At 36.5% G+C, this 15,795-nt stretch carries 13 protein-coding genes; 10 read left to right on the top strand and 3 right to left on the bottom strand.

The window, feature by feature from the left end:
- Window positions 1-93: 93 nt before the first annotated feature.
- The 9 genes from FJR04_RS11440 (at window position 94) to FJR04_RS11480 (ending at window position 11,946) form a co-directional block, all read left to right on the top strand.
- Window positions 94-582, top strand: a complete 489-nt coding sequence (locus tag FJR04_RS11440; protein WP_168494736.1) for a hypothetical protein — start codon at window positions 94-96, stop codon at window positions 580-582.
- 65 nt (window positions 583-647) lie between these two features.
- Window positions 648-1,433: an ion transporter gene (locus tag FJR04_RS11445; protein WP_168494738.1), complete on the top strand. Its 786-nt coding sequence runs from the start codon at window positions 648-650 to the stop codon at window positions 1,431-1,433.
- A 124-nt stretch (window positions 1,434-1,557) separates the two neighbouring features.
- Window positions 1,558-6,336 (top strand): PAS domain S-box protein, encoded by a 4,779-nt coding sequence (locus FJR04_RS11450; protein WP_168494740.1) that lies wholly within the window; start codon window positions 1,558-1,560, stop codon window positions 6,334-6,336.
- Window positions 6,337-6,345: 9 nt separating this feature from the next.
- On the top strand, window positions 6,346-7,416 hold the full coding sequence (locus FJR04_RS11455) for a response regulator (protein WP_168494742.1): 1,071 nt from the start codon (window positions 6,346-6,348) through the stop codon (window positions 7,414-7,416).
- A gap of 270 nt (window positions 7,417-7,686) precedes the next feature.
- Window positions 7,687-8,460 (top strand): imidazole glycerol phosphate synthase subunit HisF, encoded by a 774-nt coding sequence (gene hisF, locus FJR04_RS11460; protein WP_168494744.1) that lies wholly within the window; start codon window positions 7,687-7,689, stop codon window positions 8,458-8,460.
- A 94-nt stretch (window positions 8,461-8,554) separates the two neighbouring features.
- Window positions 8,555-8,746 carry a hypothetical protein gene (locus FJR04_RS11465; protein ID WP_168494747.1) on the top strand — a complete coding sequence of 64 codons (192 nt, stop codon included), beginning with the start codon at window positions 8,555-8,557 and terminating at the stop codon, window positions 8,744-8,746.
- A 341-nt stretch (window positions 8,747-9,087) separates the two neighbouring features.
- On the top strand, window positions 9,088-9,807 hold the full coding sequence (locus tag FJR04_RS11470) for a hypothetical protein (protein WP_168494749.1): 720 nt from the start codon (window positions 9,088-9,090) through the stop codon (window positions 9,805-9,807).
- A 120-nt stretch (window positions 9,808-9,927) separates the two neighbouring features.
- Window positions 9,928-10,689 (top strand): DUF1350 family protein, encoded by a 762-nt coding sequence (locus FJR04_RS11475; RefSeq protein ID WP_168494751.1) that lies wholly within the window; start codon window positions 9,928-9,930, stop codon window positions 10,687-10,689.
- 120 nt (window positions 10,690-10,809) lie between these two features.
- Window positions 10,810-11,946 carry a PP2C family protein-serine/threonine phosphatase gene (locus FJR04_RS11480; protein ID WP_168494753.1) on the top strand — a complete coding sequence of 379 codons (1,137 nt, stop codon included), beginning with the start codon at window positions 10,810-10,812 and terminating at the stop codon, window positions 11,944-11,946.
- 114 nt (window positions 11,947-12,060) lie between these two features.
- On the opposite strand, the gene FJR04_RS11485 is transcribed toward FJR04_RS11480, so the two are convergent.
- The 3 genes from FJR04_RS11485 to FJR04_RS11495 form a co-directional block, all read right to left on the bottom strand.
- Complete coding sequence (locus FJR04_RS11485) at window positions 12,061-12,393, bottom strand: STAS domain-containing protein (RefSeq protein WP_168494756.1); 333 nt, start codon at window positions 12,391-12,393, stop codon at window positions 12,061-12,063.
- A 221-nt stretch (window positions 12,394-12,614) separates the two neighbouring features.
- Window positions 12,615-13,283: a nucleotide exchange factor GrpE gene (grpE, locus tag FJR04_RS11490; RefSeq protein WP_168494758.1), complete on the bottom strand. Its 669-nt coding sequence runs from the start codon at window positions 13,281-13,283 to the stop codon at window positions 12,615-12,617.
- A 45-nt stretch (window positions 13,284-13,328) separates the two neighbouring features.
- Window positions 13,329-13,820: a Dps family protein gene (locus FJR04_RS11495; protein ID WP_168494760.1), complete on the bottom strand. Its 492-nt coding sequence runs from the start codon at window positions 13,818-13,820 to the stop codon at window positions 13,329-13,331.
- A 414-nt stretch (window positions 13,821-14,234) separates the two neighbouring features.
- Between FJR04_RS11495 and FJR04_RS11500 the strand changes: the two genes are divergently transcribed.
- A partial coding sequence (locus FJR04_RS11500) for a SpoIID/LytB domain-containing protein (RefSeq protein ID WP_168494762.1) occupies window positions 14,235-15,795 on the top strand: 1,561 nt, incomplete at its 3' end.

Genomic DNA, 15,795 nt, shown 5'->3' on the forward strand with positions numbered 1-15,795 from the left:
TATCTCAAGTATAGGTGCGTCTTCCTGAGTCGATCGCACCTCACCATTATACTGATAATATTAAGTATGTAAGATTGTGTCAGGAGTGGGGTCATGAAGCATCTTCAGTATTGGATTCTAGGGATTGGGTCAATTTTGAGTGTAGCTATTAACTCTCAACCAGCACAAGCTCAAGTGGCTTATGGTAGCTATGTTGGTATTGGTCCAGCTATTGGATTGAGTGATGGTACTCAAGTTGGTGGGGTGCTGGCTTTCCGCTACAAGTTACTAGAAGCACCTCTTTCTTTCCGCGCTCAAGCTTTAATTGGTAAAGGGACAGCAGTAGTACCTACTGTTTCCTATGATCTCCCTCTCAACTGGCAAACTGATGCTTATTTAGGGGCTGGTTTAGTTTTGACTAGTGGTGATACACCTTCCCCTGTGGGTAATAAAATGAGTTTTGCTTTACAACCGGGAATTGATTACGTTGTTCCTAATAGTAATACTGTGATTTTTGGTAATGCTATCATTGCCTTTGATGCTTACCGGAATGGGGGTGGTACGGCGCTATCTTTACAAGGTGGCGTTGGGTTAAGATTTTAAGGATTGGTCATGGGTAATTGGTAATATTATTTTATTGCCTATTCCCTTTCCTTTTTGTGTAAAAGATGGTAATAAATAGAGAAAAAATAGAGTTTTATTTAAAAGACCTGGAAACTCCTATTGGTAAAGTCATTAATTTAAGTATTGCTTTATTGGTTTTAGTTTCTTCAGGAATTTTTGTAGCTGAAACTTATCATCTTCCTCCAGATGCTCGTTTGGAGTTAAGAGCATTAGATACTTGTATATTAATCATTTTTGCTGTGGAATATCTACTCCGTTTATGGAGTGCAGAAGATCCAGTTAAATATATTTTTAGTTTCTATGCAGTGATTGATTTAATAGCAATTTTGCCATCTTTTATAGGATGGGTAGATATTAGCTATATCCGGTTATTGCGTTGGTTTCGGATTTTGCGGTTACTCAGATTTATTGACCGAAAATTTTTAATTGGTAGTATTAGTAATGAAGATAGTTTAATTTTTGCTAGAATATTATTTACCTTATTTGCAATTGTTTTTATTTTTTCTGGGTTAATTTATCAAGTTGAGCATCCCGCTAATCCCCAAAATTTTAATACTTTTTTAGATGCTTTTTATTTCTCGGTTGTGACGATGACAACGGTGGGATTTGGTGATGTGATTCCGGTTTCGGAATTAGGACGTTTACTGACTGTATTAATGATTTTAACAGGGGTGGCGTTGATTCCTTGGCAAGTAGGAGATTTAATTAGGCGATTGGTAAAAACAGCTAATCAAATAGAAAATGTTTGTTTAAATTGCGGTTTAGCTTTTCATGATACAGATGCAGTATTTTGTAAAAGGTGTGGTACGCAATTGAAAGTTAATAATTAGGAGTGTTTCTTATCTGTTCCCTCTTCCCTTTTTCTGTAAAAATTATATATGGCATACACCAGGCTGTACGATCAAACGTTAAGCGGCTTTTACTTCTGAATCCCACTGTAATTTATGATGATTTATGTCACTTATTTCCTTGATAGAAACTAATAATTTAGAACAGGCGATCGCTTCACTGGCCGCAGGGATCACTCATAATCCGCTGATTGTGACTCCTGATACACCAGTAACTGAGGCGATCGCTCTGATGAGTCATGCTAGAGCTACTTGTAAATTAGAAAATATTAATCCTGATCAGAATTATTTATTAATTGATGCTCGTGCTAGTTGTGTCTTGGTGATGGAAAAAGACCAATTAGTGGGAATTTTTACCAAACGCGATGTTGTCCATTTAAGTGCCGCCGGTCAACAGATTGGGGAAATGGTAATTGCAGATGTGATGACTTCCTCGGTTGTCACCATTCGAGAGTCGGAGTTTAAAGATTTATTTACAGTATTAAATATATTTAGGCGTAATCGCATTCGTCATTTGCCAATTTTAGATGATAATAACCAGCTATTAGGATTAATTACCCATGAAAACTTGCGTCAATTACTGCGTCCGATTGACTTGTTAAAGTTGCGTTTGGTTTCGGAAGTTATGAATATTCGTCTAGTTCATACTACTCCAGAAACCTCCGTCCTAGATGTCACTAAATTAATGACAAGGAATAATGTCAGTTCAGTAGTAATCATAGAAGAGCGAAATGATTTACCCATCCCCATCGGAATTATTACTGAACAAGATATTGTCCAGTTCCAAGCATTGGATCTAGATTTAGATAATATTTCCGTGGAAAAGGTGATGAGTAGTCCAGTCTTTTCCGTCTCACCGGATCAATCTCTGTGGTCAATTTTCATGCTGATGAAAGAAAGAAGAATACATAGAGTTGTAGTGACAGGGGAACAAGGAGAGATGCTCGGCTTTGTCACTTACACCACAATATTGCAAGCTTTGAACCCGTTAGATATTTATAAAATAGTCCAAATTTTAGAGCAGAAAGTATCTCAGCTAGAAACAGAAAAGCTGGATTTACTACAAAATCGGAATGCAGAACTAGAAGAAGAAGTTAAAAAACGCACAGCAGAATTACAAGAACAGACCGAACGAGAACGGCTCTTAAGTGCGATCGCTAACCGGATTCGAGTTTCCCTAAACTTAGAAGAAATCCTCAATTCTCTAGCCATCGAAGTCAGAAAATTATTAAACTGCGATCGCGTTCTTGTCTACCAACTGTATCCTAGTGGTAACGGTATGGTAATTGCAGAGGATATCAAAAGCGGATGGTTATCTTTTCAAGGAGAAGAGATTTTTGACCCTTGTTTTGCTCAAGACTCGATTGAGCCATATATTCAAGGGCGAATTCGGGTTGTAGAAGATATTTATACGGCTGGGATGACTCCCTGTCATTGGCAACTACTAGAACGTCTACAAATCAGAGCTAAAATTATCGTTCCTATTGTTGTTGGTAAAAGACTTTGGGGATTAATGCTCACCTGTCAAAACGATGCCCCTAGAATTTGGCAACCAGAAGAGACAGAATTGCTACAACAGTTAGCTACTCATGTATCTATCGCCATCCAACAAGCCGAACTCTATCATCGTCTCCAGTCAGAACTTCAAGAACGACGACGGACGGAAATAGCTCTAAGTAAATCGGAAGAAATATACCGTACTACCCTCAGTAATATTTCTGACGCGGTTTTTATAACAGATGATCAAGGTCAATTTACCTTTATCTGTCCTAATATTGATGTTCTTTTGGGATATTCACCAGCAGAGATGATTCAGATGGGAAGTATTCACAACTTATTGGGAGAAACATTATTTGATCCTGAAGATTTGGCAATATCTGGAGAAGTTACGAATATTGAACGCCAAATTTATGATCACAAAGGAATAGAACATATTGTTTTAGTCAATATCAAAAAGGTACAAATTGGTGAAGGAACTCTGCTTTATTCTTGCCGAAATATTAGCGATCGCAAGCGAATGGAACAGAAACTCAAAGATAGTGAAGAACGCTTGCGAACTATTGTCGAAACAAGTGCCAGTGGTTTTGTAACTGTCAATATGCACGGCAAAATCCTCTTTGTCAACCCAACAGCAGCCAGGATGTTTGGCAGAAATATTCCCGAACTGCAAGGTTGGCCTTTTGCACTTCCTTATGATTGTGATAGTCATCAAGTCCAAGAAATTGAAATATTGCAACCAGAAGGGCAACGACGGAAAGTAAATATGCAGCCGGCATCAATTCCTTGGAATGGTGAAAAGGCTTTTCTCATGTCACTGTCAGATATTACAGAACTTAAACAGACTGAAGAATTATTACGTCAAAGTGAAGGAAATTATCGGTTATTAAATGAAGAGCTAGAAGCTAGAGTCCAACAACGGACAATTGATCTGCAACTGGCTCAGGAACAATTAAAAGCATCCGAAGCAATGCTGCAATTGGTATTAGATACAATTCCTCAGCGGGTATTTTGGAAAGATCGTCAATCGGTGATTTTAGGATGTAATCGTAACTTTGCTGAAGATGTCGGTTGTACACCTGAAGAAATAGTCGGTAAAGCTTCTCATGAGATATCGGCCACTTCCGAAGAAATTGAATATTACATAGAATGCGATCGCTTGGTAATCAATACTGGTGAACCACAATTACACATCCAGGAAACTTTCCATAAACCTGATGGTTCATGTATATGGTTAGAAACTAATAAAGTCCCTTTACGAGATTTTGACGGTAATATTATTGGCATTTTGGGAACTTATGAAGATATTACTACTCGTCGGACTGCCGAAGAAGCCCTGCGCTATAGTGAAGAACGTTTTCGTATTGCTTTAAATAATTCGCCAATTATCGTATTTAACCAAGATATTGATTTACGTTACACCTGGATTTACAACCCAGCCTTTGGCTTAGAAGTTGCAGACGTAATTGGTAAGTTGGATGATGATCTTTTATTACCTAAAGATGCTCAAAAATTAACATCTTGGAAACGCCATGTTTTGTCTACCGGTCAAAGCATGAGAGAAGAAATTGTCATCGGTGAAGAAGATGATTTCATTTGTTATGTATTAACAATTCATCCCTTACGCGATCGCAATGGTAATATAGAGGGGATCACCTGTGCTGCTTTAGACATTACGGACCGCAAAAAAGTTGAACTAGCTTTGAAAGATAGTCAATACTTAATTCAGCGGATTACCGAAGCCAGTCCAGATATTCTTTATATCTACGATTTACATGAAAAACGTAATGTTTATATAAATCGTGAGATTGCCAGATTAATTGGCTACTCTACTCAAGAAATACAAGATATGGGTAATGAATTATTTGTAAACATTATGCACCCTGACGACTTAATCAGAATTTCTGAGTACCATGCTGCTTTAATTACAGCTAGTGATGAAGAAATCCGAGAAATAGAATACCGAATGTGCGATCGTCAAGGTAACTGGTATTGGTTTCTCAGTCATGATACTGTATTTAGTCGGGATAATAATCACCTCCCTAAACAAATTATTGGCGCAGCTTCAGAAATAACTGAACGCAAACAAATGGAAGCACAACTCCGTCAAACTAATGCAGAACTAGCCCGTGCTACTCGCTTAAAAAGTGAGTTTCTCGCCAACATGAGTCATGAATTGCGTACTCCGCTAAATGCCATTTTGGGAATGTCTGAAGGTTTACAAGAAGGTGTTTTCGGCACAATTAATCATTTACAAAAACGAGCCGTCGAAACCATTGAACGCAGTGGCAAACACCTCCTAGAATTAATTAATGATATTCTCGATTTGTCAAAAATTGAAGCTGGTAAATTAGAATTACAACTTGCTACCGTTTCTTGTAGTTCCCTTTGTGAATCCAGTGTGATATTTGTTAAACAACAAGCACTCAAGAAAAATATCGAGATTAGTGTAGAAGTTCCAATCTATTTACCAAACATCATTGTTGATGAACGCCGTTTCCTTCAAGTATTAATTAATCTATTGAATAACGCCGTTAAATTTACCCATGATGGTGGCAAAATTCAACTATTAGTAGAACAGGTAGAAGCAGGTGACAGTAAAGAAGGGAAGAGAGAAGAAATTATTGAAGATTCTTCAGCACTGCCACCTTTTTCTCAATGGATATGTTTCTCCATTATTGATAATGGTATTGGTATTGATGGCGCTAATTTAGATAAACTTTTTCAACCATTTGTGCAAATTGACAGTAGTCTCAATCGTCAATACAATGGCACTGGATTGGGTTTATCTTTAGTTCGTCAACTCGTAAAACTACATGGAGGTAAAATCACAGTAGCAAGTAAAATTGATACGGGTAGTTGTTTTCAAGTCTATATTCCATACACAGGAGAATTAATCAATCAGAATTTTTTGTTGGCAGATGGAACACAGAAGCAAGCAACTACTTCATTCACAGTACCTATTCATACTATCGTTAACCCTATTCCTAAAAAATCTTTTTCCATAATTCTCCTGAGCGAAGATCATGAATCCAATATCGCTACAATTTCTAACTATCTAGAAGCTAGAGGATATCACGTGATTTTGGTAAATGAAAAAGCAGAATTTATAAATATCATTACAGCAGAAAACCCTGATCTTATTCTTATAGATATGCCAATACAAAGCATAGATAAACTAGAAATAATTCCCTACATTCGTGCCAATCAGCAGTTTCAGCATATACCTATTATTGTTTTGGCGGCTGCAACTCCATCAGATATCAATAATATGGATAGCAGTCATCGAGAAAAATGTATCGCCGTCGGAGTAAATGAATATTTTACAAAACCCGTCAAATTGAAAATTATCCTTGATAAAATTCAAACCCTATTAACTCAATCCTAACCTTTAGATATGGCTATTCCACCTAAAATTTTAATTATTGATGATGAACCTGATAATTTTGATGTAATTGATACATTATTAGATAATCAAGGTTATGAATTGAGCTATGTTAGTAATGGCAAACAAGCTCTGGATCTTTTAGGCTATTTTAAACCTGATGTAATTTTATTAGATGTGATGATGCCAGAAATGAATGGTATCGAATTCTGTCAAAAATTCAAATCCAATTCTCTTTGGAAACATATCCCTGTGATTATGGTGACAGCCCTTTCTAGTAAAGAGGATTTATCCCAATGTTTATTAGCAGGTGCAGATGACTTTATTAGTAAACCCATTAATGGTTTAGAATTACGTTCTCGAATGCGTTCTATGTTGCGTATTAAACAACAATATGATGCTTTACAAGAAACTTTATATTTGCGGGAAGACCTTTCTAATATGATAGTTCATGATTTGCGAAATCCCCTGACTGCTATTATTATGTCTGCGGAAATTTTGCGAATTACAGACTATTCACCAGAACGTCAAGAGAAAAAAACTAGTCAAATTATCACTAATGCCCAAAAATTACAGGCTATGATTGATAGTTTATTAATTATGGCAAAATTAGATTCGGGAAAAATGATAATTCACCGGACAGATACTGATATATTTGATATTTGTTTATCTGCTATTTCTGATATAGAATTAACTATAAATAAGAAGAATATAGAATTAATTACTAAACTCCCTGAACCAGGAACTCTAGTTAGTGTAGATGCAAGTCTTTTCCGGCGCGTTATTGATAATTTACTTTCTAACGCGATTAAATTTACACCTGAAGAAAGTCAAATTTCCTTTTTTGCTGAATATACATCATCAGGAAAATTTCGCATTCAAATAGGTGATGCTGGTCCAGGAGTACAAGAGGAATTAAGGGAAGTTATTTTTGCAAAATATGAAATAGGAAATATGATTACAGGTGCATATCAGATTGGTTTGGGTTTAGCTTTCTGTAAAATGATTGTTGAAGCTCATGAGGGATATATCAAAGTTGAGGAAAATCATCCCATGGGAGCAATTTTTATTATTGAAATTTAAGATTTTTCATCCCTAACTCTTTAATTTCTGCGTTTTTCCTGCTTCGACATGACAAGTAAAGTTTCAATGCACTTCAAATTTATTTATGGTTTACTGATAGCGTGGCGTAAGCCATACTCCTGACTGGGCGCAGGCCATACTCCTGACTGGGCGCAGGCCCTGCGCCCCTACCTCCTAGCCATACTTAATTAAATTCTCAGTCTCGTCACCTATTCCCCAATTACCTTTACAATGTGAATTTCGAGCAATTACTAGGAGTGAAAAGTCGTTATGTTGTCTAAAAGAATCTTACCTTGCTTAGATGTTAAGGCGGGCAGAGTTGTTAAAGGAATTAACTTTGTTGATTTGAAGGATGCGGGTGATCCCGTAGAACTAGCTAAGGTTTACAATGAAGCCGGTGCAGATGAGTTAGTGTTTCTAGATATTACGGCTACTCATGAAGACAGGGACACAATTATTGATGTAGTTTACCGGACTGCTGAACAGGTCTTTATTCCATTAACTGTGGGTGGTGGGATTCAAACCTTAGAAAATGTTAAAGGTTTGTTACGAGCCGGGGCTGATAAGGTTAGTATTAATTCTGCGGCGGTCAGAAATCCTGATTTCATCAATCAAGCAAGCGATCGCTTTGGTAATCAATGTATTGTTGTCGCTATTGATGCCAGACGTAGGGTTAATCCTGAAAATCCTGGCTGGGATGTCTATGTCCGTGGTGGGCGGGAAAATACGGGGATTGATGTCCTCTGGTGGGCTGAAGAAGTCACAAAACGGGGGGCTGGAGAATTGTTGGTGACAAGTATGGATGCTGATGGAACTCAAGCTGGTTATGATTTGGAGTTGACAAAAGCGATCGCTAATGCAGTAGAAATTCCTGTCATCGCTTCTGGTGGTGCTGGCAATTGTGAACACATTCACACTGCTTTAACAGAAGGTAAAGCCGAAGCTGCACTTCTCGCATCATTGTTACATTACGGTCAACTCAGTGTTTCCCAAATTAAAACCTATTTGCATGAACGCCATATTCCTGTTCGCCTTTCTACTTGACATCCGATACGACTAACTACATCTCTGGAATCAAGCACAGTTACCCGAAATAGTGTTAAGATTAGATGACTACTATTAAGAAATATTAAGAAATATGTTGATTCCTATTTTAATCTTTGATGTAGCACTTGTAGCATGGTCTCTACACCTGATGGAAAAAGCCTATGAGCATAAAGAATTCTCTCTCATGTTGGCTGGTACACTTGTGGCTTTAGCTGCCGCAGCCATGCTAGTGGTTTATTTTTTAATGGGACACTGTATGAGCTATTTATTAGAAGTATCCTAGTACCGCAGGGCGGAATTAAAAATTAAAAATTAAAAATTAAAAAAGCATATTACACAAGCTTCTTGAGAATTCTTAATGGTTGGTTGACTTACGCCCTACTGTACTAGTTATCCTAGAGCTAGAAATGATTGAGGATTGTTATACAGCAGATTACATATCTAATGAGGTACAGAATCTAAATTGAAACCTATACACAAAGCCAGTACGGGGGTATCCCTGACTCCTGGTGTATATTGGTATTGTTAGCAGTGAGCAGCAACAGAATATTGAATTTACTATAATTAATAAAATCTGCTTGTTATATTAGACTAAATCAATAGTATGTTAAGGATTTAGCAACTGTGCGAAATGATTTACAGGGATTGAATATTAGTCATGATGATTTGCGAGAATTGACTAACTTACCTGTTAATAATAAATTAATAATTATTACTGATAAAATTCAGCAATTCAGTCAAAACTTACTCAGAAAAGCCCAAGGGACGGAAAGTGCAACTGTAGTTTTTGTCGGACTTTCTATTTCGGTTTTTACTTATCTATTAGTAGATATTGTTGTTAAATTATTTTTTAACAATTTAACAATTCCATCTTGGTTATTGTTGATTATTTTCAGTTTGTGGATAGGTGGAACTATACAAACTTTATGGTATTTAATCTGGCAGCATAAAAGCAAGATTCTCAAAAAGAACATCACAAATTCTTTGAGAATTTTACTCAATGATGTGGAAAGATATAATTCTGTGATTAAAGCGATTGATATTAATGACCAAATTGAGGAAGCTGGAAATCTCCAAGTAGGAATAGAAGGAAGAGAAAAAGTAATTGAAGCACTTAAACTTACAAAAGAAGATTTAATACGCGCTTTAAAGACTGAAAAAATTTTGCGAGAGAATAAAAATTTTATTATTACCAATTCTAATTTATTTGCCAATAATTTAGCAGCTTTAGCATCAATGCAAGTGACTGAAGAAGCTACAGAACATAGCAGATTATTAAATGAAGCGTTGCAAATTTCCTTAGATGTACAGCAGGAAATGAAAAGTTTAAAAAACAAGAGTTAAAAATAATACAATAGATGTGTTTAGATTAAGATGTAGACATGGGAAATATATTCTCTCAAGTTTCCCTGACTTCATCTATATTTGAGAAATTCGATTGTCACACACTCCAAAACTGTGGAAATGAACTGGAAAGAAATTAGGGGTAATTGGGTTCTTGTTCCTCGCAACCCAATCGGTATTATTCATTTTTTAGGTGGTGCTTTTGTCGCCACTTTACCACATTTAACGTATCGTTGGTTACTCGAACATCTGGCTAATCAAGGATATGTGGTTATTGCTACACCTTTTGTGAATACATTAGATCATATTGCGATCGCCGAATCCGTATTACTCAACTTTGAACGCACTAGAGAACGTTTACAGGACTCAGGAGAATTACGCAAACTCTACCTCCCTACCTATGGAGTAGGACATAGTATGGGTTGCAAACTGCATTTGTTAATTGGTAGTCTTTTTCCTGTACAACGTGCAGGTAACATTTTAATATCTTTTAATAACTTTGCAGCAAATGAGGCCATCCCCTTAGTAGAACAATTAAATTCTACATTAGCTATTGAATTTACACCCACACCAGCACAAACTAACCAGATAGTCCGAGAAAGCTATCGAATCCGGCGCAATTTACTCATAAAATTTAATAAAGACACATTAGATCAATCATTAACCTTAACCCCAATTTTACAACAACTCTTTCCTGATATGGTAACTATACAAACTTTATCCGGAACTCATACTACACCACTAGGACAAGATATTACATGGAAACAAGGAACTGCGTTTAGTCCTTTTGATGCTTTAGGACAATGGTTCAAGCAAGAAGTTTACCGTGATTTAAACACATTAAAACAGATTTTAGTGTTGTGGTTAAATCCCCTTTCTTAACTAAAATTTATACCTGAGAAAATACAAAAATCAGCTAAGAAAAACTGTTTTAGTTTAGCCGTCTAATCTTGAACATCTGGGTTGAAAGATACCCACTAAAACTATAGATGTATTGTTCCTATGTTTGAAATACTCGTTATTGATGATGACCGTTCCATACAAATGTTCCTCAAAAGGATGTTAGAAAAACAAGGTTATGAAGTAATTACTGCTAGTACGGGAGAAGAAGGAATTTTAAGAACTCTCAATTCACCTCCAGCCCTAATTATATGTGATTGGATGATGCCTGGATTGAGTGGTTTAGAAGTATGCGATCGCATTAAAAAAGACCCCAAATTATCTACTACATTTTTTATTTTATTAACATCTCTAGATTCGGTTGCTGACAGGGTGAAAGGATTAGATACAGGTGCTGATGATTTTATCACCAAACCTATAGAACAAAATGAATTACAAGCAAGAGTCAGAGCCGGCTTACGTCTACATCAATTGAGTCAGGATCTCCAAACCCAAAAAATGCTTTTGGAAACAGAATTAGCTGAAGCTACAGAATATGTAAAATCTCTTTTACCTCTCCCGATTGATAAACCTCTGAATATCAAATTTAAGTTTCTACCATCACGACAACTTGGTGGAGATTGTTTCGACTACAATTGGCTTGATGCTGATTCTTTAGCTATCTATTTGTTAGATACTGCTGGCCATGGACTCAAAGCAACTCTCCCTTCTATTTCTGTATTGAATTTATTACGTTCTCGCGCTCTTAAAGATTTAAATTATTATCAACCAAGTGAAGTATTAGCAGCTTTAAATAATACCTTTCAGATGAATTATCAAAATGATAAATATTTTACGATTTGGTATGGAGTTTATAATCGAGTTACTCGTCAGTTAATTTATGCTAGTGCTGGACATCCACCAGCAATTTTAATTTCTGGCAACTCTCCTATGAATACAGATATCAAACAACTGAAAACTCCTGGAATGCCTGTAGGTATGTTTCCTGAAGCCAAGTATGTTGATGCTAGTTGTTATATTCAAGAGTCTAGTACCCTTTATATTTTTAGTGATGGAGCTTACGAAATTGCCCAATCAAATGGTACTCTCTGGAGTTTAGAAGAATTTATTCAGATTCTCATTAGTTTGCAGTATTCTGTTGATAACCAACTTGACTATATACTAAATTATCTGATTAACTTAAACTCCAAAGAGACATTTGAAGATGACTTATCTATTCTTCAAGTTAAATTTATTTAATTAGCTAAGTAGGTGAACAGAAAAATTTAAAGGTATGTGAAGAAAAGTAAAATCGCCAAAAACTCTCTTCCTGTTCCCTGTTCCCTTGCCTCAATGACAATTTTTAACGCCAACCTAACTTAAAGTGGCAGAAAGTGAAAGATTGTTAAACGCATCTTTACTAGGAATAATCGTAAATATGCTATCCATGCCAGTTAATTCAAATAACATCCTCACTTGCTCATTAATCGAACAAAGAACCATCTTTATATCAGCTTCCTGTAGAGTTTTAAATGTTAAAACCAGAGTTCCTAATCCAGAACTATCCATAAAAGTGATGCCTTGACAATCAACTAACACAGTTTTGATACCACTGCTAATCACTGTTTGAATAGTTTGCTGAAATTCTTGTAAGTCATTGGTATTGAAGCTGCTGCTGAGTGTAATTACTTTCACTTGGTCATTCATAAGATCCTAATCTTGATTTAATTTAAGAATGTTCTGATGTTGCTAGTATATCTTAATATCTCAACATATAAAGACATTTATTACACAAAAATATTGAGTAGTTCATCATAAAAAAATTATCAAATTTACTTAAATAATAATAGCAAATATGGGCGTATGACTTACGCCACACTGCCGATGTATTTCTCTGAATCTAATTCTTAATTCAACAACCGTAAATTTTATAGGGGACTAACCCTAGCTCGATACACTAGTTGGTCATCTTGAGTATAGCCTACATAACGGACTTTAACTATTTCTCCTGTTTGTACTGTTCCCTCTAATAACTGATGTAACTGTGGATTATAGGGTATTTCTGCTCCTACGTAAGCGATCGCACTCACACCCCAAGTCTGTAATAATTTCTCCAGCGGCTTATCCACCAAAGGTACTATTTTTACCGCTGCTAATTGGTGATCTTCCTTAGCTCTATATGCTACAGTAGGCCATTGCAAGATTAAAGACTCTAATATTTGCAAACTCGAACGCTGAAATTCTTGTTGCAATTCTTCTCTTTGCTGTGATAGCTTTAGCAATAAACGCTGATACTCATTTTGTAAATCTATAACTTGTTTAGATATTTCTGTATTTGTATTATTTTGATGTGTTGTTTTTAAACTTGAAGATGAAATCTCAACTGCAAACGTTGCTATCAACTCATCCAAAGATATCTGTAAAACCTGAGATAGTTTTAGTAATATTTCCAGCCGCATTGTCCCAATTTTTCCCCTCCTTAACTGTAAAATTTGCCTCAGTGAAACACCAGCAGCATGACTTAAAGATTTAAAACTAGCAAAACCCACCTTGTGCATCAAATTTTGCAAATTCTGGGTAAAGTCAGTTTGGGGCATAGGTTAAAGGAGGAGTGGGGAATAGGAATCAGGAAAAAAATTCTTTTATTCTTCTAATAAACTTCTTAACATCCAAGCTGTTTTTTCATGTACCTGCATTCTTTGAGTCAATAAATCGGCACTGGGTTCGTCATTGACTTCATCTACTAATGGAAAAATAGAGCGTGCAGTTCTAGTGACTGCTTCTTGGCCTTCTACAAGGAGACGAATCATTTCCTTTGCTTTGGGAACTCCAGCAGTTTCGGGAATTGAACTGAGTTTAGCATATTCACTATAAGTTCCTGGTGCAGGATAACCAAGCGCCCTAATCCTTTCAGCAATTAAATCTACAGCTAAAGCTAATTCTGTATATTGTGTCTCAAACATCAAATGTAAGGTTTGAAACATCGGTCCAGTAACGTTCCAATGGAAATTGTGAGTTTTTAGATAGAGTGAATAGGTGTCAGCCAATAACCGAGATAAACCATCAGCAATTTTGGCTCTATGCTGATCATCAATACCGATGTTGATATTTGTACTATTTGCAACAGATGACATGATTGTGATCTCCAAAACATTAATTTGATCTTAAATAAATCATATTCATAATGACTTTTATTGGCAATTTTGCCGAAAAACAAAGTGTAATGATATTATAGAAGCGCATAAGCGTCAATATCAAGAAAAAAAGGAGTAATTACGAATTACATTAGTGCAGCCATAAGCCATTTCGGTAAACTAGTACACTGCGGACTAAATCAACCATTTCTAACCTCATAAAAAGCTGACGCTGTATTAATTTTAATTCTGAATTCCGCCTTGCGCTACTAGCAACTTGGGTAATCACTCTTTACGTACCTGAGCAAAATTAATTGCATATTTTTGGAACAAATACAAATCCCTGTAGTGTTTATCTGTTCCCTGTTTCCTGTTGCCTCTCCTAAATGTACAATTTATTTTGCACGACTACTTATGAAAATATTTTTTTGGCGTTCTTCCTACAAATTAATCACCACCTTATGCTTATTAGGATTGGCTGCTGCATCAGAGCCTGTAAGCAAAAATCAGGATGTAAAATTGCAAATTGGGATTGTGCAGCGATTTGGGGCTAAACCCACAGCCAAATTAGAATTAGCACCGACAAAAGGCGATCGCCTCACATTAAAATTTGCAGTTGGTAGTCAGCCCCAAATGCTAGTTACCGACAAACCCATCCAGTTAACAACAGTAATGCAACCCTTAACCCAACCAGCGGTTCAAGAAGTATTAGTGCTGGGGGACTTCCGCACCTTTGAAACAGCAGAAGATAGTGCTAACCGCTGGCGTTCTCAGGGAATAGAAGTAGAAATAACCCAGCCAGAACGCTGGCAAGTATGGGCAAAACGAGAAGTATACAGCACCCCCTTAATTCGTCGCTTACTATTACAAAGTATAGAAACATCTGGTGATAAAACTGCTTACTTAGCAACAAACATTCTGCAACAAGTACCAAAAATCACCTGGTCTGTAAATGGTAAAAACTATAGTCCTAATAATTTAGAAGTGAAGGCGGGTAAAGACTTAATTAGGGTGAGTACAGATGAAAACCTCAAAACGAAGCGTGTTTATGCCGGACAAATGACTTTACAGCCTAATGCCTATGGACACTATACCCTAGTAAATACAGTCCCATTAGAAACTTATGTGCGTGGAGTTCTACCCCATGAAATTGGGACAAATGCACCAATGGCAGCCCTAGAAGCACAAGCAATTATAGCTCGCACTTATGCTTTAAGAAATGTTCGCAGATTTGCGGCAGACAATTATCAACTATGTGCTGACACGCATTGCCAAGTATATCAAGGAATCAGCGGAGTTGCCAAAAAAACGGATCAGGCAATTGTTTCTACTAGAGGTCAAGTTCTGACTTATAATAATGAAATAGTTGATGCCTTGTATTCTTCCACTACTGGTGGTGTAACAGCCAATTTTAGCGATATTTGGAATGGTGAAGATCGTCCCTATCTAAAACCAGTTATAGATGCGCCTAATAATAATATTTGGGACTTGTCGAGTCAGGATTTAGCCAACGAGCAGAACTTCCAAAAATTTATCAATCTCAAAACAGGATTTAATGAAAGTAAATGGGATGTCTTCCGATGGAATAGAGAAACAGACATCAATAGAATTACCACAGACTTACAGAAATTTTTACAGGCAAAAAAAAGCCCATATAGCAAATTCCAAAAAATTCAGGCCATGTCTGTAGTTGAACGTAGTTCTAGCGGACGGATTTTAAAGCTGGCCATTAAAACAGATATTGGCGTTTTTACTTTACAAAAAGATGAAATTCGTAGCGCCTTTGCCGCACCCATCAGCACCCTTTTTTACATTCAACCTTTAAATAAAGGGAAAACAGATATTTGGGGATATGCTTTTATTGGTGGTGGTTTAGGTCATGGAGTCGGTTTAAGTCAAACAGGCGCTCAAAACCTAGCTAAATTAGGTTGGTCTAGTGCCAAAATTCTAGACTTTTATTATCCTGGTACTGAAA

Origin of the sequence: Anabaena sp. UHCC 0204, assembly GCF_009711975.1 — a bacterium.
Classification (GTDB): Bacteria; Cyanobacteriota; Cyanobacteriia; order Cyanobacteriales; family Nostocaceae; genus Dolichospermum.